General features: G+C 63.1%; 21 protein-coding genes. 10 read left to right on the forward strand and 11 right to left on the reverse strand.

What is annotated here, in order from left to right; translation table 11 throughout:
- Positions 1–87 precede the first annotated feature (87 nt).
- The 6 genes from ACODS0_RS10560 to ACODS0_RS10585 all read right to left on the reverse strand — a co-directional run bounded on the left by ACODS0_RS10560 (position 88) and on the right by ACODS0_RS10585 (position 5,434).
- Positions 88–825, reverse strand: coding sequence for an amino acid ABC transporter ATP-binding protein (locus tag ACODS0_RS10560; protein WP_055400819.1), 738 nt, complete (start codon positions 823–825; stop codon positions 88–90).
- A gap of 40 nt (positions 826–865) precedes the next feature.
- Positions 866–1,531, reverse strand: coding sequence for an amino acid ABC transporter permease (locus tag ACODS0_RS10565; protein ID WP_055400821.1), 666 nt, complete (start codon positions 1,529–1,531; stop codon positions 866–868).
- Position 1,532: 1 nt separating this feature from the next.
- A complete protein-coding gene (locus ACODS0_RS10570; protein ID WP_055400823.1) occupies positions 1,533–2,291 on the reverse strand; it encodes an amino acid ABC transporter permease in 759 nt (252 codons plus the stop codon).
- A 108-nt stretch (positions 2,292–2,399) separates the two neighbouring features.
- Entirely contained in the window at positions 2,400–3,299 is a 900-nt protein-coding gene (locus ACODS0_RS10575; RefSeq protein ID WP_228897373.1) for an amino acid ABC transporter substrate-binding protein, read from the reverse strand.
- A gap of 113 nt (positions 3,300–3,412) precedes the next feature.
- Complete coding sequence (locus ACODS0_RS10580) at positions 3,413–4,309, reverse strand: amino acid ABC transporter substrate-binding protein (RefSeq protein WP_121422279.1); 897 nt, start codon at positions 4,307–4,309, stop codon at positions 3,413–3,415.
- 192 nt (positions 4,310–4,501) lie between these two features.
- Positions 4,502–5,434, reverse strand: a complete 933-nt coding sequence (locus tag ACODS0_RS10585) for a LysR family transcriptional regulator (RefSeq protein WP_055400828.1) — start codon at positions 5,432–5,434, stop codon at positions 4,502–4,504.
- Between the two features lie 261 nt (positions 5,435–5,695).
- On the opposite strand from ACODS0_RS10585, the gene ACODS0_RS10590 reads away from it, so the two are divergent.
- Genes ACODS0_RS10590 through ACODS0_RS10600 form a run of 3 tightly spaced genes read left to right on the forward strand, consistent with a single transcriptional unit; the run spans position 5,696 to position 8,626 of the window.
- Complete coding sequence (locus ACODS0_RS10590; protein WP_488834794.1) at positions 5,696–6,253, forward strand: TRAP transporter small permease; 558 nt, start codon at positions 5,696–5,698, stop codon at positions 6,251–6,253.
- On the forward strand, positions 6,250–7,548 hold the full coding sequence (locus tag ACODS0_RS10595) for a TRAP transporter large permease (protein ID WP_218298842.1): 1,299 nt from the start codon (positions 6,250–6,252) through the stop codon (positions 7,546–7,548). The genes ACODS0_RS10590 and ACODS0_RS10595 overlap by 4 nt, the downstream gene beginning before the upstream one ends.
- Positions 7,549–7,588: 40 nt before the next feature.
- On the forward strand, positions 7,589–8,626 hold the full coding sequence (locus ACODS0_RS10600) for a DctP family TRAP transporter solute-binding subunit (RefSeq protein ID WP_121422276.1): 1,038 nt from the start codon (positions 7,589–7,591) through the stop codon (positions 8,624–8,626).
- A gap of 147 nt (positions 8,627–8,773) precedes the next feature.
- Here the strand turns inward: ACODS0_RS10600 and ACODS0_RS10605 are convergent, their stop codons facing one another.
- The 3 genes from ACODS0_RS10605 to ACODS0_RS10615 all read right to left on the reverse strand — a co-directional run bounded on the left by ACODS0_RS10605 (position 8,774) and on the right by ACODS0_RS10615 (position 12,132).
- Positions 8,774–9,130 (reverse strand): nucleotide pyrophosphohydrolase, encoded by a 357-nt coding sequence (locus ACODS0_RS10605; RefSeq protein WP_488834796.1) that lies wholly within the window; start codon positions 9,128–9,130, stop codon positions 8,774–8,776.
- 71 nt (positions 9,131–9,201) lie between these two features.
- Positions 9,202–10,134 carry a 2-hydroxyacid dehydrogenase gene (locus ACODS0_RS10610; protein WP_488834797.1) on the reverse strand — a complete coding sequence of 311 codons (933 nt, stop codon included), beginning with the start codon at positions 10,132–10,134 and terminating at the stop codon, positions 9,202–9,204.
- 138 nt (positions 10,135–10,272) lie between these two features.
- Positions 10,273–12,132 carry an ABCB family ABC transporter ATP-binding protein/permease gene (locus ACODS0_RS10615; RefSeq protein WP_488834799.1) on the reverse strand — a complete coding sequence of 620 codons (1,860 nt, stop codon included), beginning with the start codon at positions 12,130–12,132 and terminating at the stop codon, positions 10,273–10,275.
- 131 nt (positions 12,133–12,263) lie between these two features.
- Here ACODS0_RS10615 and ACODS0_RS10620 point away from each other — a divergent pair, with 131 nt between their 5' ends.
- Positions 12,264–12,686 carry an acyl-CoA thioesterase gene (locus tag ACODS0_RS10620; protein ID WP_055393750.1) on the forward strand — a complete coding sequence of 141 codons (423 nt, stop codon included), beginning with the start codon at positions 12,264–12,266 and terminating at the stop codon, positions 12,684–12,686.
- Positions 12,687–12,749: 63 nt separating this feature from the next.
- Here the strand turns inward: ACODS0_RS10620 and ACODS0_RS10625 are convergent, their stop codons facing one another.
- Together ACODS0_RS10625 and ACODS0_RS10630 are read right to left on the reverse strand one after the other, a co-directional pair.
- Positions 12,750–13,313 (reverse strand): bactofilin family protein, encoded by a 564-nt coding sequence (locus ACODS0_RS10625; protein ID WP_218298846.1) that lies wholly within the window; start codon positions 13,311–13,313, stop codon positions 12,750–12,752.
- A 176-nt stretch (positions 13,314–13,489) separates the two neighbouring features.
- Positions 13,490–13,978: a thioesterase family protein gene (locus ACODS0_RS10630; RefSeq protein ID WP_488834802.1), complete on the reverse strand. Its 489-nt coding sequence runs from the start codon at positions 13,976–13,978 to the stop codon at positions 13,490–13,492.
- Between the two features lie 634 nt (positions 13,979–14,612).
- Here ACODS0_RS10630 and ACODS0_RS10635 point away from each other — a divergent pair.
- The 6 genes from ACODS0_RS10635 to ACODS0_RS10660 all read left to right on the forward strand — a co-directional run bounded on the left by ACODS0_RS10635 (position 14,613) and on the right by ACODS0_RS10660 (position 21,558).
- A complete protein-coding gene (locus ACODS0_RS10635; RefSeq protein ID WP_121422272.1) occupies positions 14,613–15,488 on the forward strand; it encodes a branched-chain amino acid ABC transporter permease in 876 nt (291 codons plus the stop codon).
- Between the two features lie 3 nt (positions 15,489–15,491).
- On the forward strand, positions 15,492–16,568 hold the full coding sequence (locus ACODS0_RS10640; protein ID WP_055393742.1) for a branched-chain amino acid ABC transporter permease: 1,077 nt from the start codon (positions 15,492–15,494) through the stop codon (positions 16,566–16,568).
- A gap of 186 nt (positions 16,569–16,754) precedes the next feature.
- Positions 16,755–17,594, forward strand: a complete 840-nt coding sequence (locus ACODS0_RS10645; protein ID WP_488834805.1) for an ABC transporter ATP-binding protein — start codon at positions 16,755–16,757, stop codon at positions 17,592–17,594.
- Positions 17,591–18,409 (forward strand): ABC transporter ATP-binding protein, encoded by an 819-nt coding sequence (locus tag ACODS0_RS10650; RefSeq protein ID WP_288853093.1) that lies wholly within the window; start codon positions 17,591–17,593, stop codon positions 18,407–18,409. Before ACODS0_RS10645 ends, ACODS0_RS10650 begins: the two co-directional genes overlap by 4 nt.
- A 6-nt stretch (positions 18,410–18,415) precedes the next feature.
- Positions 18,416–20,272: an AMP-dependent synthetase/ligase gene (locus ACODS0_RS10655; protein WP_488834807.1), complete on the forward strand. Its 1,857-nt coding sequence runs from the start codon at positions 18,416–18,418 to the stop codon at positions 20,270–20,272.
- A 119-nt stretch (positions 20,273–20,391) separates the two neighbouring features.
- Entirely contained in the window at positions 20,392–21,558 is a 1,167-nt protein-coding gene (locus ACODS0_RS10660; protein ID WP_056059375.1) for an ABC transporter substrate-binding protein, read from the forward strand.
- Positions 21,559–21,664 lie beyond the last annotated feature (106 nt).

The following is a 21,664-nucleotide window of genomic DNA, read 5'->3' on the forward strand; positions in this document are numbered from 1 at the left end:
CAGCCTTGGGGGGCCCCATGAAAAAAGCGCTCCGGAGAGCGCTTTATGAAGCCCCAAACCCCTGCGGCACGGGCGTGCAAGCACCGTTCAGTGCTGCAGGATCTTGTTGAGGAAGTCCTTGGTACGCGGCTGGCGTGCGTCGGGGTTGTTGAAGAAGTCGTCCTTGGAGCAGTCTTCCAGGATCTTGCCGCCCACGTCCATGAAGATCACGCGGTTGCTCACCTTGCGGGCAAAGCCCATTTCGTGGGTCACGCACATCATGGTCATGCCTTCGTTGGCCAGGCCCACCATCACGTCCAGCACTTCGCCGACCATTTCGGGGTCGAGCGCGGAGGTGGGCTCGTCGAACAGCATCACGATGGGGTCCATCGACAGCGCGCGCGCAATGGCCACACGCTGCTGCTGGCCGCCCGAGAGTTGGCCGGGGAACTTGTCCTTGTGCGCCATCAGGCCCACACGTTCGAGCATCTTCAGACCGCGCTTCTTGGCGTCGTCCGCGCTGCGGCCCAGCACCTTGATCTGCGCAATGGTCAGGTTGTCCGTCACCGACAGGTGCGGGAACAACTCGAAATGCTGGAACACCATGCCTACGCGGCTGCGCAGCTTGGGTAGGTCGGTCTTGGGGTCGTGCAGTGCAATTCCGTCCACCGTGATCTCGCCCTTCTGGAAGGGTTCGAGCGCGTTGATGGTCTTGATCAGCGTGGACTTGCCCGAGCCCGAGGGGCCGCACACCACCACCACTTCACCCTTTTGGATGGTGGCCGTGCATTCGTTGAGCACCTGCACCGGGCCATACCACTTGGATACGTTTTTGAGTTCGATCATTTCTTTTTCCTCAATCCAATCTCTTTTGCACCAGCATCGATCAGCGGATGATCGCGATCTTCTGGTGCAGGCGCTTGACCGCCCAGGACAGCGCGTAGCACATGATGAAGTACAGAACAGCAGCGGCCAGGTACGCCTCAATCGGCCGACCAAAGTTCTTGCCAGCCACTTCAAAGCCCTTGAGCATGTCGTAGGCACCGATGGCGTAGACCAGCGACGTGTCCTGGAACAGGATGATGGTCTGCGTGAGCAGCACCGGCAGCATGTTGCGGAACGCCTGGGGCAGCACCACCAGCTTCATGTTCTGGCCATACGTCATGCCCAGCGCCTGGCCGGCATACACCTGGCCGCGTGGGATGGACTGGATGCCAGCGCGCATGATTTCGCTGAAGTAGGCCGCTTCAAAGGCGATGAAGGTAATGATCGCCGACACTTCCGCGCCAATGGGGCGGCCGATGATGGCGGGCACCAGCAGGAAGAACCACAGGATCACCATCACCAGCGGAATGGATCGCATGCCGTTGACGTAGATGGTCGCAGGAACATCCAGCCACTTCTTGCCCGACAGGCGCATGAGCGCCAGCACCGTGCCGAAGATCACGCCACCGATGGTGGCGATGAGCGTGAGCAGCAGGCTGAAATACAGCCCTTTGAGCACGAAGTTGGAGATCAGCTCCCAGTTGTAGAAAGAGAAATCGATATTCATATCAATGCCCCCCTCCGGCCGCGCCGCTCACGACCATGCCAGGGATGCGTGCGCGTTTTTCGATGAAGGCCATGATGCGGTTGATGGCAAATGCCGAGATGATGTACAGCGTCGTCACCGCCAGGTAGACCTCGATGCCGCGCGAGGTTTCTTCCTGCGCCTGCATGGCAAACATCGTGAGTTCAGCCACCGACACGGCAAACGCCACGGACGAGTTCTTGAAGATGTTCATCGTTTCGCTGGTCAGCGGCGGGATGATGATGCGAAACGCCATGGGCAGAAGCACATAGCGGTAGGTCTGGAACGTGGTGAAGCCTACGGCCAGACCTGCGTACCGCTGGCCGCGTGGCAACGCCTGGATGCCGGAGCGCACCTGCTCGGCAATACGTGCCGACGTGAAGAAGCCCAGTGCCAGCACCACCAGCGCAAAGCCAGGAACGCCCCTGAGCACCGGAAACAGGCTGGGTAGCACGTGGTACCACAGGAAAATCTGCACCAGCAACGGAATGTTGCGAAACAGCTCGACCCAGGCATTGCCCAAGCGCACGATCATGGGTCGGTCCTGCAAGGTACGCAGCGTCCCGATCAAGGAACCCAACACAAGCGCCAGCACCAAGGCCAGCACCGAAACAGACACCGTCCAACCCCAGGCCGACAGCATCCAGTCCAGGTAGGTGATATCGCCGCCCTTGCCAAAGCAGCTTTGCACGACTTCCCTGTCCATGGTGTCCTGGCAGAACACCTGCCAATCCCAACTCATAGGAGCACCCCTTAAATTCTTGGTATTGCGTTGGGCGCAACCCTTTGCGAGCCCAACAAAAAAGCCCCTTCAAACCGGTTGGCCGAAGGGGCACAAGCGTTCAGAAAATTACTTCTTTGCGTAGTCTTCCATGGGCTTGTCATTGGGCGATGCCCATGCTGCCTTGGTAGCGTCGGACATCGGCAGACCAATCTTAGTGTTGGTCGGTGGCACGGGTTGCATGAACCACTTGTCGTACAGCTTGGCCAGCGAACCGTCTGCAATCTGGCGCTTGATGGAGTCGTCCACGGCCTTCTTGAAGGCTGGATCGTCCTTGCGCAGCATGCAGGCGATAGGCTCCACGCTCAGAACTTCACCGACGATCTTGTAGTCGGCAGGGTTCTTGGACTTGGAGATGTTGGCAGCCAGGATGGAGCCGTCCATCACAAACGCATCGGCGCGGCCGGTTTCCAGCATCAGGAAGCTGTCAGCGTGGTCTTTGCCAAAGACTTCCTTGAAGTCGATGCCGCCAGCACGCTCATGCTTGCGCAGGGTTTGCACCGAAGTGGTGCCCGTGGTGGTGGCGATGGTCTTGCCGTTCAGGTCCTTGATGGACGTGATGCCCGAGTTGGCCTTGACAACGGTGCGCACTTCTTCCACGTAGGTGGTAACGGCAAACGCAACATCCTTTTGGCGGGCGGCATTGTTGGTGGTGGAGCCGCACTCCAGGTCCACAGTACCGTTGGTCACCAGGGGAATGCGGTTTTGCGAGGTGACGGGCTGGTACTTGACTTCCAGCTTGGGCAGGCCCAGTTGCTTCTGGATATCGGCCAGGACGATTTCGCCCATTTCGGTATGGAAGCCCACAAACTTGCCGTTACCCAGGGTGTAGGAAAGACCGGAAGATTCGCGAACGCCCAGCGTCACGCTACCCGAGGCCTTGATCTTGGCCAGGGTATCGGTGGCTTGAGCGAAAGCGCTACCTGCAGCCAGGGCGGTCACGGCAACCGCGAGCAAATGCTTCTTCATTGGTATCTCCTTGTGTGTGAAGCTAAAAACGGGGGGATTCTAGAGATTCGCCCACGCCGGCAGTGCCGGCAGGTCGCATTCTCCAAAAACAGAAACCTCGACCGGGATATTAGTCAGAACGGAACCTGGTCGGTGGGGTATTTCCAGAAGTCGCGCAACAAGTAGCTGACCGGCAGGTTCAGCACAGTGTTGTTGGGAGGGATGGGTTTGTTAAACCACTTGTCATAAATGGGGTAGATGTCCCGGCTGGTGATCAGGCGGCGCATCTCTTCATCAATGAGCTTTTTGAACTCGGGGTCGTTCTTGGGCAGCATGATGGCCAGTGGCTCGGTGGTCATGAAGCGGCCCACCACCTTGAGCGCCTTGGGGTCAGGCCGCCCGGCGGCCAGGCCATACAACAGCACGTCGTCCATCACAAAAGCATCGGCCTCGCCCTTCTCGACCATCTCGACCGCCTTGGCGTGGTCCGGCGCCTCAACAATGGTGATCCCCATCAGGCGCTCGCGGTTGGCCTGATCGGCGGCCTTGAGCGGTGTCGTGCCCTTGGTGGACACCAGCTTCTTGCCATTGAGGTCTTCCACGCGGTCGATGGGACTGGAGGTCTTCACCAGCAACCGCGCACCGGTGATGAAATGGGGAATGGTGAACGCAACCTTCTGGCGCCGCTCGGCGTTGTTGGTGGTAGAGCCACACTCCATGTCGGCTTTGCCCTGCTCGATCATGGCGATACGGTTGGCCGGCGTGACCGCTACAAGCTCAACCTCCATGTCCTTCTTGCCGGTTTTCTTGCGCACCACCTCGGCCAGGCGCAGGCACAGGTCCATGGCATAACCCACCGGCTTGCCGGACTGGGTGTCGATGTACGAAAAAGGCACCGACGATTCACGGTACGCAATCACCAGCTTGCCGCCGGCACCGATGCGCTCCAGCACCGAGGCCTGCGCAGAGGCCGCGAAAGCGCAGCTTGCAGCGGCAAGGCCCCAGGCAATTCCCCAATGCTGAACTTTCATACGGCGTCTCGGTGAGTGGATGGATCGGATTCGCAATGTTCGTGCCACCGTGGGGACTAAGAATCTGCTCTTAGACGGCACACGCTGCGGCAGCCGACCCAGCGATGGCGCCGACTGTACGTGTCGTTACCGTGAAATTCCAATGCCGTTTGCGCGCGCAACTATGCAAAGTGTTTATATCCGTATTTACCCTTAGCATGACCCGGCCTGCGCTTGAAGGTACATCCACAGCGCCTGTGCCGTGCCTTTGGGAGCCTCTTTGCCCGCTGGTTTCTCACGGTAGGCGCGCACATCCATGGTCATCTGCAGGCCTTCGCTATCGACCGGTGCTGCACTGACCAGGCGGCGCGAACGCAATTCTTTCTTCACGGCGCTGTGCGGCAGAAAGGCCACGCCATGGCCTTCGAGCGCCATGGCCTTGAGGCCCTCGGCCATGTCGGTTTCGTACACGCGCTCCAGATGGATGGGCGTGCCGGATTCCTTCAGGATCAGTTCGGTCACGCGCCCCAGATAGGCGCCCGGGGCGTAGCCCAGGTAGGGCAGTGGTTGCCCGGCCCGGCCCGGCAGGCGGTGCACGGGTTGTCCGTCGGCGTCGGCCTTGCTGTAGGGGGAGATCACTTCCTGCCCCAGGCTCACCATCTCGTAACGGTCGGCATCCAGCTGGAAGGGCTGCGAAGGATGGTGGTAGGCAATCAGCAGATCGCACCCGCCCTCCACCAGGCGCATCACGGCGTCGTGCACGTTCAACGCAATCAGCCGGCTTTTGAACGGCCCAAACTTGTCGTGCAAGCTCGACACCCAGGCCGGGAAAAACGTGAACGCCAGCGTGTGCGGCACGGCAAACTCGATCATGTCCTTGCCCGCGCTGGTGTGCGCCCGCAGCATGGCACGCGTGTTCTGCAGCGCCTGCAGCACTTCCAGAGACTGGTCGTACAGGGTCTTGCCAGCCGGAGTGAGTCGGGTGGGGTAAGAGCTGCGGTCCACCAGATCGGTGCCAGCCCAGGCTTCCAGCGCCTGGATGCGCCGCGAGAACGCGGGCTGCGTCACATGCCGCAGCTGCGCTGACCGGCTGAAGCTGCGGGTTTCCGCAAGACTGACGAAATCTTCAAGCCACTTGGTTTCCATCGGCGCATTATCCGCGCGGGCGCTGCAACGTGCTGGCACCAGGCATCAGGGTTTCCACAGGCCCGCGCGCCTGCGGCCCTCGGCTCCATGCGCGTCTCCCGGCTGCGCTGGCCCCCGCACCAATGCTGTGCATGCATAGCGAGCGACGCATAATACCCAGCGCGTCTACCCCGCTTCTCCCTCGGTCAACGCCCCAGGTGCACAACGCCGCCGGGCAGCAAGATCGGCATTTGCCCCGTGTTCTTCTGACTCCCCGCGTTCATGTCCACCTCCACTCCCGATGGGCGGCCCTCTGCGCCCATAGTGCCTGCAGCGCCCGCTGCCGCTGACGAACCCCGCTCCCTGCGCCTGGAAGACTGGCTCATCGTCCTGACCATGGCCGCCCTGGCGCTCATCACCTTTGTGAACGTGGTGTTGCGCTATTTCACCGATGCGTCCTTCGCCTGGACCGAAGAAATATCGGTGTTCCTGATGATCGTGCTGGCCATGGTCGGCGGCTCTGCCGCCGTGGCGCGCCAGTTGCACATCCGCATCGAGTTCTTTGCCGATGGCGGCTCCGAGCACCGGCGTCAGGTGCTGGCGCAGTTTGGTGCTCTCATGGTGGCGCTGTTGTTTGGGCTCATCACGGTGCTGAGCATCCGCGTGGTGTGGGACGACTACCGGTTTGAAGAGACATCGCCCGGCATCGGTGTGCCGCAGTGGTGGTACACCGTCTGGCTGCCTGTGCTGTGCGCGCTGACCACAGCCCGGGCACTGCAACTGTTTGCCCGCCTGCGGCGTGCATCGGCCGCATCGACCGCACCGAAGGCCCGCCCGTGATCGCTACCCTGCTGTTTGTCGCCTTCCTGGGAATGATGTTTCTGGGCGTTCCGATTGGTGCGGCCCTGGGTCTGGCGGGCGCCACGGCCATTGCCGTCGCCAATGCCGAGACCCCCTGGTTCGGCCTGCTGGCCGTGCCGCAGAACTTCTACGCAGGCCTGGGCAAATACCCGCTGCTGGCCATCCCGATGTTTGTGCTGGTGGGCTCGATCTTCGACCGCTCAGGCGTGGCGCTGCGGCTGGTGAACTTTGCGGTGTCCATCGTGGGCCGAGGGCCCGGCATGCTGCCGCTGGTGGCGATTGCCGTGGCCATGTTCCTGGGCGGCATCTCCGGCTCGGGCCCTGCTACCGCAGCGGCGGTGGGTGGCGTCATGATCGCCGCCATGGCGCGCGCCGGGTATCCCGCTGCCTACTCGGCGAGTGTGGTGGCGGGCGCAGCAGCCACCGACATCCTCATCCCGCCATCGGTGGCGTTCATCGTGTATTCGGTGCTGGTGCCGGGCGCCTCGGTGCCCGCCTTGTTTGCCGCAGGCATGTTCCCAGGCATCCTGGCGGGCATTGCGCTGATCGTGCCCGCCGTGTGGCTGGCACGCCGCCACAAGATGGGTGGCGCTGAAGCCGACATGCCCCGCCCGCCGTTCTGGCGCAGCCTGCGCGAGGCGGCGTGGGGGCTGGCCGCGCCGGTGGTGATTCTGGGCGGCATGCGTGCCGGCTGGTTCACTCCCACCGAGGCTGCCGTGGTGGCCGTGTTCTACGGCCTGTTTGTGGGCATGTGCATTCACCGCACGATCCGTGTGCGCGACCTGTTCACCATCCTGCGCGAAGCCGGTGAACTGTCGGCCGTGATCCTCGTGGTGGTATCGCTGGCTGGCATCTTTGCGTTCTCGCTGTCCACCCTGGGAGTGATCGACCCCATCACCCGCACCATCGTGCAGTCGGGGCTGAGCGAGCAAGGTGTGCTCGGCGCGCTGATCGTCATGCTGCTGATCGCAGGCATGTTCCTCGACGGCATCTCCATCTTCCTGATCTTTGTGCCCCTGCTCATGCCCATCATGCAGCACTACCAGTGGGACGTGGTGTGGTTCGGCGTGGTGCTGACCCTCACGGTGGCCATCGGCCAGTTCACCCCACCCATGGCCGTGAACCTGATGGTGTCCAGCAAGATTGCCGGTGTACGCATGGAGCAGACCACCCGCTGGGTCGTCTGGCTGGTGCTGGCCATGACGCTGGCGATGCTGCTGGTCGTCGTGTTTCCGCAGATTGCGCTCTGGCTGCCCCAGCGGCTGGGCTACTGATTTTTCCTCACCCATTCACCATCCAACAAGGAGACAACCGATGAAACTGCGCACCTTCCTCACCTCTGCCGTGGCCGCCGCAGCCGCCCTGGCCTTCACCGCACCTGCCGCCATCGCACAAACTGCGTACAAGAGCGAATACCGCATGTCGCTGGTGCTGGGCCCCGCGTTCCCCTGGGGCAAGGGCGGCGAGCTGTGGGCCAACAAGGTCCGCGAGCGCACCAATGGCCGCATCAACATCAAGCTCTACCCCGGCGTGTCGCTGATCCAGGGCGACCAGACGCGTGAATTCAGCGCGCTGCGCCAGGGCGTGATCGACATGGCCGTGGGCTCCACCATCAACTGGTCGCCCCAGGTCAAGCAACTCAACCTGTTCTCGCTGCCCTTCCTTTTCCCCGACTACGCCGCCGTGGACGCTGTAACGCAGGGCGACGTGGGCAAGAGCATCTTCGCCACGCTGGACAAGGCCGGTGTGATGCCACTGGCCTGGGGCGAGAACGGCTACCGCGAAATTTCCAACTCCAAGAAGGCCATCAAGACCCCTGAAGACCTCAAAGGCCTGAAGATCCGCGTGGTGGGCTCCCCGCTGTTCCTCGACACCTTCACCGCCCTGGGTGCCAACCCCACGCAGATGAGCTGGGCCGACGCACAGCCCGCCTTTGCCAGCGGTGCGGTGGACGGACAGGAAAATCCGTTGTCCATCTTCACCGCCGCGAAGCTGCACAGCGTGGCGCAAAAGCACATCACGCTGTGGGGCTATGTGAACGATCCGCTGATCTTTGTGGTGAACAAGGAGATCTGGAACAGCTGGACCCCAGCCGACCGCGAGATCGTCAAGCAAGCCGCCATCGACGCGGGCAAGGAAGAAATCGCCCTGGCCCGCAAGGGCGTGGTCGAAGCCGACAAACCTCTGCTCAAAGACATCGCCGCACTGGGCGTGACGGTGACGCAGCTGAGCCCCGCCGAGCGCGCCGCCTTTGTGAAGGCCACACGCCCGGTATATGACAAGTGGAAGGGCCAGATTGGTGCCGACCTGGTCACCTCGGCCGAGAAGGCGATTGCGGCCCGCAAGCAATAAGCCAGACGCTGGTTCGCCAAAGCCCCCAACAAAAGCCCCGCTCGCGGGGCTTTTTGCTGTCGCTGGATCCTTGCAGGGCGGGAGCCGGTCGCTTCACTATTGATAGCTGTCGACGCTTACCAGTAAAGCGCCAGAGGCACTTTTTATCTAAATTTCACGACCACCCACGGCTGCACCACCAACGCACGGCGCCGGGTGTTTGACGGAGTTCTTGCGCAGCTTGTTCTCCACCGCCTGCGCCAGGTCCACACCCGCGTGGTCTGCCAGCTGCAGCAGGTACAGGAGCACATCGGCAACCTCATCGGCAATGGGCTCCGTGAGCGCCGGGTCATCACGTACCGCCAGCGACTGCTCGGGGGTCATCCACTGAAAAATCTCGGTCAATTCCGCCGCTTCCACCATCAGCGCCATCGCCAGGTTCTTGGGGGTGTGAAACGGCTGCCACTGCCGCTCGGCGGCAAAGGCGCGCAGCCGCGCCTGCAAGGCATCGACATCCAGGGGCATTGCCATAACTCCTTATTTGATAGCTGCTTGCGCTTATCCATAAAGCGCTAGAGCCATTTTTCATTCAAATTTCAGAGCGGAGACACCGGCGCCTCGCCTGCCAGATGGCGGCGAGCGTTTTCCAGGAAACGGTCCACCGAAGCCTGCACCGCCTCGGGCGACCAGCCCGCCACATGGGGTGTCAGCACCACGTTGTCCAGGTCCAGCAGTTCAGCCGGGGGCGCGGGCTCGCTCTCGTACACATCCAGGCCTGCTGCCGCAATGCGACCTTCGCGCAGCGCGGCGGCCAGGGCGGCAGTGTCGATCACGCTGCCGCGCGCGATGTTGACCACCACGCCGCGCGCGCCCAGGGCATTCAGCACGTCTGCGTTGACCAGGTGCTTGGTGCCCGCGCCACCGGGCGTGGCGACCACGAGGAAGTCCGACCATTCGGCCAGCGCCTTTACATCGCCAAAGTAGCGGTACGGCACATCGGTGCGCGCGCTGCGGTTGTGGTAGCCCACCTCGATCTCGAAGCCCAGCGCGCGCTGTGCGATCTTCTTGCCGATGGTGCCCAGGCCGACGATGCCCAGGCGCTTGTGCGACACGTTGGGCGGCAGCGGCAGGGCCGTGCGCCAGATGCCTGCGCGCGTGGCCTTGTCCAGCGGCAGGATGCGGCGCTGCGCGGCAATCAGCAGGCCCCAGGTGTGGTCGGCCACGCAGTCGTCATTGGTGCCCGCGCCCGTGGCCACCACAACGCCCCGCGCCTTGGCGTGGGCCACGGCGATGTTCTCGTAGCCTGCGCCCAGCGCGCAAATCAGCGTGAGCGCGGGCAATGCATCGATCTGCGCGGCTGAGAAGCCCGTGGCGCCGATGGTCAGGACCACGGTGATGCGCGCGCCATGCTCGGCAATGGCGGCTGCGGCCTGCGCAGCGTCGGGCGCGTAGACCAGCTCGAACGACTGCGCCATCTGGGCGCGATGTTCTTCGGACAGGAACATGAGGGCAAGCAGTACAGGCTTCATGGGATAGTGCAATCTCGAAGAAAGAAAACGGGACGCTACGCTTTGCATCGTGCGCTTCGCGCAGAGCGTACAAAACCGGCGCGGCCCAGGCGCGGGACGCCTAGCAAGGGCCGCCCCGCAGCGATGGCGTCGTCCCCCTCAGGGGGAAGGCGCCGCAGGCGACTCAGGGGGGGCCTCCTGCTGGAGAGACCACATGCTCGCATAGCGGCCCCCCTGGGCCAGCAGCTGCGCATGCGTGCCGCGCTCGATGATGCGGCCCGCGTCCATGACCAGGATCTCGTGCGCATCCACCACGGTGGAGAGGCGGTGCGCAATCACCAGCGTGGTCTTGTTCTGCGCCACGCCCTGCAGCTCGGCCTGGATGGCGCGTTCGTTGGCGGAGTCCAGCGCGCTGGTGGCCTCGTCAAAGATCAGGATCGGCGGGTTCTTGAGCAGGGTGCGCGCAATGGCCACGCGCTGCTTTTCACCGCCCGAGAGCTTGAGCCCGCGCTCGCCCACCATGGTGGCGTAGCCCTTGGGCGTGCTGACAATGAAGTCGTGGATGCGTGCGGCACGGGCGGCGGCTTCGATCTCATCCTGGCTGGCACCGGTGCGGCCATAGGCGATGTTGTAGGCCACCGTGTCGTTGAACAGCACCGTGTCCTGCGGAACGATGCCAATCGCCTGGCGCACGCTCGCCTGCGTCACGCTGCGGATCTCCTGCCCCGCAATGGTGATGCGCCCCTGCTGGATGTCGTAGAAGCGAAACAGCAGCCGGGCCAGTGTGGACTTGCCCGAACCCGAAGGCCCCACCACCGCCACCGTCTTGCCCGCTGGTATCTCGAAGCTGATGCCCTGCAGGATGGGCCGGCCGCTGCTGAAGTCGCTGCCTTGGCGCACGTCGTAGGAAAAGTGCACGTTCTCAAAACGCACGGTGGGCTGGCTCAGCCCCGCCAGCGGCTGGGCGCCGGGTGCGTCGGCCACTTCGCGCTCTTTGTCCATGAGCGTGAACATCTTGTCCAGGTCGGTGAGGCTCTGCTTGATCTCGCGGTAGATCACGCCCAGAAAGTTGAGCGGGATGTACAGCTGGATCATGAAGGCGTTGACCATGACGAGGTCGCCCAGCGTCATGCGGCCATCGACCACGCCCTGTGTGGCGCGCCACAGCATGGCCACCAGGCCCACGGCAATGATGAGCTGCTGGCCGGTGTTGAGCATCGATAACGTGGTCTGGCTTTTGAGGCGGGCCAGGCGCAACCGCTCCAGGCTTTCGTCGTAGCGGCGGGCCTCAAAGCCTTCGTTGTTGAAGTACTTGACCGTCTCGTAGTTCAGCAGCGAATCCACGGCCTTGGAGTGTGCTGCCGAGTCGAACTCGTTGGCCTCGCGGCGGAACTTGGTGCGCCACTCGGTCACCAGCACCGTGTAGGCGATGTACAGCACCAGCGCGGCCAGCGTGATCCAGGCAAACCAGGCATCGAACTTGACGGCCAGCACACTCAACACCAGGATCACCTCGATCAAGGTGGCAAACACGTTGAACAGCGAAAACGAGATCAGTGACTCGATGCCGCGCACACCGCGTTCGATGTCGCGCGTCATGCCGCCGGTCTGGCGCTCCAGGTGAAAGCGCAGGCTCAGCGCGTGCAGGTGCTCGAACGTCTGCAGCGCAATGGAGCGCGCTGCACCCTGCGTAGCCTTGGCAAACACCAGCTCGCGCAGCTCGGTGAACAACGAGGTGGACAGGCGCAGCGCCCCGTACGCCACCAGCAAGCCCACCGGCACCACCAGCAGCGCGGCGGGGTCACCAGGCTTGAACGCCATCGCGTCCACCAGTGTCTTGAGCAGCAGCGGCACGCTGACGTTGGCCAGCTTGGCGCCCACCATGAACACAATGGCCGCCACCACGCGCCACTTGTATTGCCACAGGTAAGGGAGGAGCCGCCTCAGCGTGACCCAGTCGGACTTGGGGGGCGCGGGCGTGCCAGGGGTGGGGGGGGCGGTTTCGCCAAGGTGGCGCATGGGGGACAATTCCGGTTGTTGTTGTTTTTACCGACCCGGCTGATGCCAAGGTGGTTTTTTTGCGGGCCAGCCGCCTTGCAAAACCCCAGGTTCCGACAAGGATTGGCTCAGCCCCAACCGAGATTGTGCCCATGTCTGCCGTTTTCAGCCCACCACCCGCCGCATTGCCCACCGACAAGGAACTGGTGCTCAAGGTCATCCCCATGCCCGCCGACACCAATGGCAATGGCGACATTTTTGGCGGCTGGGTGATGGCGCAGGTGGACTTGGCGGGCTCTGTGCTGCCCGCGCGCTACATCCAGGGCCGCATGGCCACGGTGGCCGTCAACGAATTCATCTTCAAGCAGCCGGTGCGCGTGGGCGACATCCTGTCGTTCTTCTCGTCCATCACGCGGGTGGGCAACACCTCGGTCACCGTGGAGGTGGAGGTGTATGCCGAACGGTTTACCGACCAGGGCCGGTATGTGAAGGTGACGGAGGCGCGCCTGACCTATGTGGCCATCGACGACCAGGGCAGGCCGCGCCCAGTGCCCAAGCACAACGCGCCGGGGTGAAAGCACGGAAGGTCGGTTCGCGCAGACCACGCCTGGCGGTCCGCGGACGCCTTCATGGCCCGGTCAGGCGGCCAGTGCAGTGGCCGGTTCGGTGCGCAGAGGAGCTGCCGTGCGCTGCAGAGTGCTGCTGGATGACGAGGGCGAGAACCCGGCCTCGATCTCACCCGCCAGCTGACCGCCCTCTTCCACCACCAGTTTGCCGTAGCGGATCTTGCCGTTGACCTTGCCGGTGCTGTAGATCACCAGCTTCTGGCGCACGGTGAGTGTGCCGTTGAACTCGCCATGGATCTCGGCAATGTCGATCTCGGCAGAGCCCTTGAAGGCGCCATGCTCAGCAATCTGGATCACACGCGAATCCATCGTGGCTTCCACCGTGCCTTCGACCACGAGGGTGTCGCAATCGGTAATTTCCACGCCCTTGAGCTTGATGTTCGGGCCCACCGTGAGCTTGCTGCCAGAGCTGTCGCTGGTGCTGGCGGCCTTGGGGACAGCAGGGCTGGCCACCGGCTGTGCAGCCGCAGAACTGCTCGCCGCTGAGCTCCCCAATACGGAGCCTGAAGTGGTGCTGTTGCGGGGTTGGAACGACTCGGGTTCACGCTTGCCAAAGAAGGGGTTTTGCACGGCCATCAGATCTCCTTGAAAAGAGAGTCATCGTAGGTATCGCGCCCCGTGAAAGATGCCCTGGTTACGCAAGAACGGTAACCAAACGGTTCTCTCGTAGCATGCGCTTGCAAGGCTTGCGGGATCACACATCCGGCGCATGGCAACGCCCCGTGGCGAGGCGGCTCAGGAGCGCGCCCCAATCAAGAGACGATGTAAGCCGCAGCTCCGGCCGACATGATCTGCCCATCCGGCCCCAGAAACTCCATGCGCGTGGTTGCGACACGCGAACCCAGGCGCAGCACCTGGGCGCGCAGCTCGAAGTGGCTGCCAATGCCGGGGCGCAGGTAGTCAATGCGCAGGTCGATGGTGCCCAGCTTGGCAAAGCGGTGCAGGCGCTGCTCGGGTGCTTCATCCAGGTGTTTGGCGCCAATCGCGGCCATCACGGCCAGCCCGCCCATAGCATCGAGCCCCGCGCTGATCACGCCGCCGTGGATGCGGTTGTAGGCATAGTGGCCCACCAGGTCCGGTTTCATGTCGATGCGGCCCACCACACCATCGGGTGCCAGTGACGTGATCTTCAGGCCCAGCACCTGGTTGAACACGATTTTTTCTTCAAAGATGGATTTGAGCCCGGCAATGAACTCGGGCTCAAAGGCTTGCGGGGTTGGGGTGGCGGTGGATTTGCTCATGGGTCTCCTGGGGGTCACTGCGGGATGGTGCGTGCAATCGAAACCATCCAGATGCTCCTGATTTTGTAGCTTCTCACGCTTAATAGATAAGCGCTAGGGGCTATTTTTACTTAAAACTGGCCGTGGCGTACTTGCCCTGTGGCAAACCGCGAGGCGCCGCGCAGTGCTTCGGCCAGCATTCGCGGCCGCCCGCCTATTCCTGCAGCACGGCTCGCCGTAACGGCAGCCCTTCGGCGGCGAAGCGTGCTGGTGCTGGCTGTGCTGGCATCCACCGGGTTGTGCACATCGGGCCTGCGCCATGTCACCAGCGTGACACCACCTTGCACTTCAACCTCTGCGGATATGTGGCTCTCCTGTGGCCCGGCGTCAGAACCTGTTCACCCACCCGACGTTACTCCTATTGCGCAGGGTGCAGCACTGCGTCAATATCCGCCGCTACCCGCTCGCCCACCCCATCAGGGTTAGCCCCGAGTGCGGTATGCACAGCGCGCGTGCACCATTATTTATACAAAGCAATCGCTTTGTATAAATATTCTGCAGGACCTGCGCAAGCGACGATGCGGCCATCCCATGCCCACGAGGCATACACCCCGCATTTACCCGCTTTGCGTATCACTTATTCTGGAGAGCCAGTGTGCAATTTGTGCAACTGTTGATCAGCGGTGTCTCGCAGGGGTGCATCTACGGGCTGATCGCGCTCGGGTTCGTGCTTATCTACAAAGCCACGGAGACCGTGAGCTTTGCCCAGGGCGAACTCATGATGCTCGGCGCTTTCTGTGGCCTGGCGCTCATGACCGTGCTGGGCTTTCCCTTCTGGGTGGCGGTGCTCGCCAGCATCCTGGCCATGGGGCTGTTTGGCACGGTGCTGGAGCGCGCAGTGATCCGCCCCATCCTGGGCCAGCCCGCGTTCTCCATCGTCATGCTCACCATCGGCATCGGCTACGTGCTGCGCGGCCTTGTCACGATGATCCCCAACATCGGCACCGACACCCACACGCTGCCCGTGCCCTACAAGGACCAGTCCCTGCGCTTGGGCGAGCTGGTGGTCAGCGCCGAGCAACTGGTGGTGATCGGCGCCACGGGCGTGCTGTGTGTGCTGCTGTTTGCCATGTTCCGCTACAGCAAGCTGGGCATTGCCATGCAGGCCGCGTCGCAGAACCAGCTCGCGGCCTACTACATGGGCATTCCCGTGCAGCGCCTCAACGGCCTGGCCTGGGGGCTTGCCGCGGCGGTGGCGGCGGTAGCCGGGCTGCTGTTGGCGCCCATCACCTTTGTGCACGCCAACATGGGGCTGATCGGGCTCAAGGCCTTCCCCGCCGCCGTGGTGGGCGGCTTCGGCAGCCTGCCCGGGGCCATCGTGGGCGGGCTGGTGATCGGCATTGTCGAATCGCTCTCGGGTTTCTATCTGCCCGATGGATTCAAGGACACAGCCGCGTACATCGTGGTGCTGATCATGCTGATGGTCAAACCCAACGGACTGTTCGGCGAGAAGCTGAGAAAGAAAGTCTGACCCATGCGCTTTCTCTTCAAGACCTCGTACGAGCAAGACATACGTCTGGCCAAACATGGCGGGCATGTGTTCTGGTACAGCCTGCTGTGCCTGGCCCTGGTCGCCGCACCCTGGGTGGCGCCTGAATACTGGTTGGCACAGCTGACCTTCGTGCTCATCTACGCCATCGTGGGCTTGGGGCTGATGCTGCTGGCGGGCTTCACCGGCTTGTTCTCGCTGGGGCATGCAGCGTTTCTGGGCGTGGGGGCATATACGCAGGCGGTGCTCACTGGCATGGGCTGGCCGTTTGCGCTGTCGCTGGCCTGCGCGGCGGGGCTGTCGGCGGCTGTGGGCGTGGTGGTGGGGCTGCCAGCACTCCGCGTCAAAGGCATCTACCTGGGCATGGCCACGCTGTCCTTCGGCTTCATCGTGGAAGAGGTGTTCGCGCGGTGGGAGTCGGTCACAGGCGGCAACTCCGGCAAGCACCTAGTGCCGCCACAAATCGCGGGCTACTCGTTCGAGACCACAGAGTCGTTCTACTTTCTGTGCCTTGTGATTGCGGTGGTCAGCACGCTGGCCATCCTGAACCTGCTGCGCTCACCCACAGGCCGCGCGTTTGTCGCCATCCGTGATTCAGAGATCTCCGCGCAGAGCATGGGCATCCACCTCGCCCGCTACAAGACGCTGTCGTTCTCCATATCGGCTGCACTTGCAGGCATCGGCGGTGCGTTGTACGCGCACAAGCTGCAGTTCATCTCGCCCGACCAGTTCAACATCCTGCAGTCCATCGACCTGCTGCTGATGATCGTGATCGGCGGGCTGGGATCGGTGCATGGAGCGTTCCTGGGGGCCATCTTCCTCATCACCATGCCGCAGATGATTTCGCTCAGCAAGGACTGGCTGCCCGCCGCCATCGGCCAGGCACCGGGCCTGCAGGCGGTGGTCTACGGCGCGGTGCTGATCGCCTTTGTGCTGTTCGAACCCATGGGCCTGTATGGCCGCTGGCTCAAGGTGCGCACCTGGCTGCAGATGTTCCCGTTCTACCGCAAGGGCTTGTTCAAGCGGCAGAAGTCGTTCCAAAAATCAGATCGCTTGAAATGAAGCACCCCCTGAGTCGCTTCGCGCCGTCCCCCTCTCTCGATTCGCTGCGCGATTCGGGAGGGGAACGCCCCCAGCGCGGCGGGGCGGCCCTTGCGCGGGGGCACTGGCCTCGGTCACGCCAGTCGCAAAGGCTGCGGACGGCATTCAGCACACTGGACCAGTGAAATGACCCCAATTGCTGTACCCATGACTGACGAAATCCTGCTCAGCGCCCAGAACCTCAGTGTGCGCTTTGGCGGCGTGCTCGCGGTCAACAACGTGAGCTTTGACGTGCGCCGTGGCGAGGTGTTCACCCTCATCGGCCCCAACGGCGCGGGCAAGACGACGGTGTTCAATCTCATCAGCCGCATCTACACGCCCACCACCGGCACCATCGCCTATGCGGGCCCGGGCGGGGCCCTGCTGCCGCTGACCGACCAGCCGCCGCACAAGGTAGCGGGCCTGGGCATTGCACGCACCTTCCAGAACATCGAACTCTTCGAGCACGCAAGCGTGCTGCACAACCTGCTGATCGGCCGCCACACCCGGCAGCACAGCAGCCTGTGGGCCGAGATGTTCTTCACGCGCAAGGTGCGTGAAGGCGAAGTTCAGGCCCGGGAGAAGGCCGAGCAGGTCATCGACTTTCTCGACCTGCAGCACTACCGCGACACCATGGTGGCCGGCCTGCCCTACGGCGTGCGCAAGGTGGTGGAGCTGGCACGTGCGCTGTGCACTGAGCCGCAGTTGCTGCTGCTCGACGAGCCCTCGTCGGGCCTGAACGTGGAGGAGACGGACGACATGGCCTTCTGGATCCAGGACATCCAGCACGAGCTGGGCATCACCGTGCTGATGGTGGAGCACGACATGTCGCTGGTCTCCAAGGTATCCGACCGCGTGCTGGCCATGAACCAGGGCGAGGTCGTGGCCATGGGCACGCCGCGCGAGGTGCAGTCGCACCCCGGGGTGATCGAAGCGTACCTGGGCACCATCGACGATGTGAGCAACCTGCGCCGCCCGGCGGGGTCCAACCTGGGGGTTCGGGCATGAGCGCCGTACTTGCCGCTACCAGCACACCAGTTGCTGCAGCAGCTGACCAACCCCTGCTGCGCCTGCAGAACGTGGAAAGTGCCTACGGCCCCATCAAGGCCATCCGGGGCGTCAGCCTGCAGGTGCGGCGCGGCGAGATCGCCGCCGTGCTGGGCAGCAACGGCGCGGGCAAGACCACCATCCTGAAGACCATCAGCGGCATCATCGACCCGCGCAAGGGCTCCATCGAATTCGCGGGCGCCGACATCACTGCCAACGACCCGGCAGCGATCGTGCGTCGGGGCCTGATGCACGTGCCCGAGGGGCGCGAGGTGTTTGCACTGCTCTCGGTGCGCGACAACCTGCTCATGGGCGCCTACACGCGCAGCGATGCCGACGCCGTGGCCCGCGACATCGAAACGGTGTATGGCTACTTCCCCATCCTGAAGGAGCGCGCCGCGCAGGACGCCGGCCTGCTCTCGGGCGGGCAACAGCAGATGCTGGCGATCTCGCGCGCGCTCATGGCCAACCCTGAGCTGATCCTGCTGGACGAGCCCAGCCTGGGCCTGTCCCCCAAGCTCACCAAGGAGATCTTCGAGATCGTGGTGCGCATCAACCGTGAGCGCGGCACCACCATCCTGCTGGTGGAGCAGAACGCCAACATGGCGCTCAACGCGTCGGACTACGGCTATGTGCTGGAGAACGGCCGCATCGTGATGGAAGACAGCTGCGAGCGCCTGCGCGAGAAGGATGACATCAAGGAGTTCTACCTTGGGATGAAAGATGTCGGCGTGCGCGGAGAGCGGCGCTGGAAGAAAAAGAAGACCTGGAGATAAGCGCAAATGTCTAACCTCTGGGACCTCGATCACATCCAGCCCGCAGGCACCGACGTGCTTGCGGGCGACACCATCGCCGCCATGTTCTGGAACGCCGTGGCCGAGCGCGGCCCGCGCGTGTGGATGCGCCAGAAGGAGCTGGGCATCTGGAAGAGCTGGACCTGGGACCAGACAGCCGAAGCCGTGCGGGAGATTGCGGGCGGCCTGATGTCGCTGGGGTTTGCGCCTGGCGAATGCGCATCCATCCTGTCCAACACCAACATCGAATGGGTGCTGGCCGATCTGGCCGTGCTGAGCTGCGGCGGCGTGGCCAACGGCATCTACCCCACTGACGCGGCGGCGCAGGTGCACTACCTGAGCGAAGACTCTCGCACCACCGTGCTGTTTGTGGAAGACGACGAGCAGCTCGATAAGGCCCTGGAAGTGCGCAGCAGCCTGCCCCTGCTGCGCAAGGTGGTGGTGTTCGACATGGAAGGCCTGCGCAGCCTGAACGACCCCGATGTGCTGAGCCTCGCGGGCCTCCGCGAACTGGGCAGGGCCTGGAATACACAACACCCCGACGCGCTGATGCAGCGCGTCAAGGCCTGCCGACCCGAAGACCTGGCCATCCTGGTGTACACCTCGGGCACCACCGGCAAGCCCAAGGGTGCCATGCACACGCACGCCGCACTCACCTACACCGTGCGCGGCTACAACACGCTGATCTCGCGCAGTGAGGCCGACGAGACCATGTGTTTTCTGCCGCTGTGCCACATCGCCGAGCGCATGGGGGGTGAATACTTCTCGCTCTATACCGGCGCGCGCCTGAACTTTGTCGAGAACCCCGACACCGTGCCCGAGAACGTGCGAGAGATCGCGCCCACGGTGTTCACCGCCGTACCCCGGGTGTGGGAGAAGTTCTATTCGGGCGTGATGATCGCACTAAAGGAATCCACACGCATGCAGCAGGCGGCCTATGCCTGGTCGATTGGCGTGGGCACCCGCATCGCAGATCGGGTGCTGGCCGGACAGCCGGTGGGCGGTTTGCTGAAGGCGCAGTTCATGCTGGCGCGTTTTCTGGCGCTCAACAATGTGCGCAAGCTCATCGGCATCCACCGTGCGCGCTTTCTGGTCACAGGCGCAGCGCCCATTTCGCCCGATCTGGTGAAGTGGTACCTGGCGCTGGGTGTGCCCATGCTGGAGGTGTGGGGCATGACCGAGACCTGCGGCGCCTCCACCGGTGTGCCGGCCAGCCGCATCAAACCGGGCTCCATCGGCCCGGCGGCCAGCTACAACGAGGTGCGCATCGACCCCGCCACGGGCGAAATCCTGGTGCGTGGCCCCAATGTGTTCAAGGGCTACCTCAACCAGCCCGAGAAAACCGCTGAAACCATCGACCCCGAAGGTTGGCTGCACACGGGGGATGTGGGCCTGATCGACGCCGATGGCTACCTTCGCATCACCGACCGCATGAAGGACATCATCATCACGGCGGGCGGCAAGAACATCACGCCGAGCGAGCTGGAGAACGAACTCAAGTTCAGCCCCTACATCACCGACGCGGTGGTGATTGGCGACAAGCTGCCCTACCTCACGGTGATCATCATGATCGACCAGGAGAACGTGGAGAAGTACGCACAGGACAACGACGTGCCGTTCTCCAACTACGCCAGCCTGACCCGCACGCGCGAGGTGCAGGAGCTGATCCAGGCCGAGATTGACCGCGTCAATGCCAAGTTCGCCCGCGTGGAGCAGATCAAGAAGTTCTTCCTGCTCGACACCCAGCTCACGGCCGAGGATGAAGAGCTGACACCCACCATGAAGCTCAAGCGCAAGCTGGTGCAGCAGAAGTACGCCCCCCAGATTGAGGCGATGTACCGGTAGGTGCGCACGTCACGCAACCACAGGCCACGCCCATCAGGATAGGGAAAGTGCTGGTGCCCCACCCCGGGCATCGTTCTATAACGAGCAACCGAGTTCGATCCAACCAAAGGAGACGTGCCATGAAGTTTCATCACATTGCCGCGCTGGCCATCGTGGCCATGGCCGGAGGTGCTGCACAGGCGCAGCCCAGCCAGGGCGTGAGCAAGGACACCATCACGCTGGGTTCCATCCAGGATCTGTCCGGCCCGCTGGCGGGCTTTGGCAAGCAGGTGCGGCTGGGCATGATGCTGCGCGTGGACGAGGCCAACGAGCAAGGCGGCGTGAACGGCCGCAAGCTCGACCTGAAGGTGGAAGACTCGGGCTACGACCCCAAGAAAGCCGTGCTGGCCGCGCAAAAGCTCGTGAACCAGGACAAGATCTTCATGATGGTGGCGCACATCGGCACGGCGCAAAACCTGGCCGCCATGCCCGTGCAGTTCAGCAAGAACGTGATCAACTTCTTCCCGGTGACGGCCGCGCGGGAAATGTACGAGCCCTTCCACAAGCTCAAGTATTCGTTTGCCGCCACTTACTACGACCAGATCCGCCTGGCAGCCCCCAAGCTCATCAAGGAAAAGGGCGCCAAGAAGATCTGCACCATCTACCAGGACGATGAATTTGGCCTGGAGGTGATGCGCGGGGGCGAGGCGGCACTCAAGTCCATGGGCATGGACTTCACCGAAAAGACCTCGTACAAGCGCGGCGCCACCGACTTCTCTTCACAGGTCGCCAAGATGAAGTCGTCCGAATGCGACTTCGTGATCCTGGGCACCATCATCCGCGAGACCATCGGCACGATTGGCGAGGCGCGCAAAACGGGCTTCAACCCCACCTTCCTCGGCTCCAGCGCCGCCTACACAGACCTCATCCACAAGCTGGGCGGCAAGCCCATGGATGGCCTGTACGCCACCATGACGGTGCAGCACCCTTATCTGGACGAGGCCAGCCAGCCCATCCGCTTCTGGGCCAACAAGTACAAGACCAAGTTCAACGAAGACCCCACCGTGTTCTCGGTCTACGGCTACAACGCCATCGACGCCTTCATCAAGGCGGCCCAGAAGGCGGGCCCCAACCTGAGCACCGACAGCTTCATCAAGGCCATGGACACCATGGTGATTCCGCCCGACATGTTCGGCAGCGCCGAGGGCACCTTTGGCCCACAAAAGCGCCTGGGCAGCGATCTTTCTCGCCTGTCGCAGATCACCGATGGCAAGTGGAAGGTGGTCTCCGACTACGTCAAGCCATGAGCGCCTGACCAGCCTCCTTCAAGCCGCCTTCGGGCGGCTTTTGCGTTTCAGGGGGTGCATCCGGGCTCAGTCGGTGGCAGAATTTAACCAAGCAGTAACTTTGCAT

Source organism: Acidovorax sp. FG60 (assembly GCF_057808995.1).

Bases quoted from the DNA above. Each gene is read 5' to 3' on its own strand.
- ACODS0_RS10660 (WP_056059375.1), top strand. From the start codon at position 20,392: ATGAAGTTTCATCACATTGCCGCGCTGGCCATCGTGGCCATGGCCGGA.
- ACODS0_RS10605 (WP_488834796.1), bottom strand. From the start codon at position 9,130: ATGCCCCTGGATGTCGATGCCTTGCAGGCGCGGCTGCGCGCCTTTGCC.
- ACODS0_RS10655 (WP_488834807.1), top strand. From the start codon at position 18,416: ATGTCTAACCTCTGGGACCTCGATCACATCCAGCCCGCAGGCACCGAC.
- ACODS0_RS10615 (WP_488834799.1), bottom strand. From the start codon at position 12,132: ATGCGCCACCTTGGCGAAACCGCCCCCCCCACCCCTGGCACGCCCGCG.
- ACODS0_RS10610 (WP_488834797.1), bottom strand. From the start codon at position 10,134: ATGAAGCCTGTACTGCTTGCCCTCATGTTCCTGTCCGAAGAACATCGC.
- ACODS0_RS10585 (WP_055400828.1), bottom strand. From the start codon at position 5,434: ATGGAAACCAAGTGGCTTGAAGATTTCGTCAGTCTTGCGGAAACCCGC.
- ACODS0_RS10575 (WP_228897373.1), bottom strand. From the start codon at position 3,299: ATGAAGAAGCATTTGCTCGCGGTTGCCGTGACCGCCCTGGCTGCAGGT.
- ACODS0_RS10570 (WP_055400823.1), bottom strand. From the start codon at position 2,291: ATGAGTTGGGATTGGCAGGTGTTCTGCCAGGACACCATGGACAGGGAA.
- ACODS0_RS10590 (WP_488834794.1), top strand. From the start codon at position 5,696: ATGTCCACCTCCACTCCCGATGGGCGGCCCTCTGCGCCCATAGTGCCT.
- ACODS0_RS10625 (WP_218298846.1), bottom strand. From the start codon at position 13,313: ATGGCCGTGCAAAACCCCTTCTTTGGCAAGCGTGAACCCGAGTCGTTC.
- ACODS0_RS10600 (WP_121422276.1), top strand. From the start codon at position 7,589: ATGAAACTGCGCACCTTCCTCACCTCTGCCGTGGCCGCCGCAGCCGCC.
- ACODS0_RS10565 (WP_055400821.1), bottom strand. From the start codon at position 1,531: ATGAATATCGATTTCTCTTTCTACAACTGGGAGCTGATCTCCAACTTC.
- ACODS0_RS10580 (WP_121422279.1), bottom strand. From the start codon at position 4,309: ATGAAAGTTCAGCATTGGGGAATTGCCTGGGGCCTTGCCGCTGCAAGC.
- ACODS0_RS10650 (WP_288853093.1), top strand. From the start codon at position 17,591: ATGAGCGCCGTACTTGCCGCTACCAGCACACCAGTTGCTGCAGCAGCT.
- ACODS0_RS10620 (WP_055393750.1), top strand. From the start codon at position 12,264: ATGTCTGCCGTTTTCAGCCCACCACCCGCCGCATTGCCCACCGACAAG.
- ACODS0_RS10560 (WP_055400819.1), bottom strand. From the start codon at position 825: ATGATCGAACTCAAAAACGTATCCAAGTGGTATGGCCCGGTGCAGGTG.
- ACODS0_RS10645 (WP_488834805.1), top strand. From the start codon at position 16,755: ATGACTGACGAAATCCTGCTCAGCGCCCAGAACCTCAGTGTGCGCTTT.
- ACODS0_RS10640 (WP_055393742.1), top strand. From the start codon at position 15,492: ATGCGCTTTCTCTTCAAGACCTCGTACGAGCAAGACATACGTCTGGCC.
- ACODS0_RS10630 (WP_488834802.1), bottom strand. From the start codon at position 13,978: ATGAGCAAATCCACCGCCACCCCAACCCCGCAAGCCTTTGAGCCCGAG.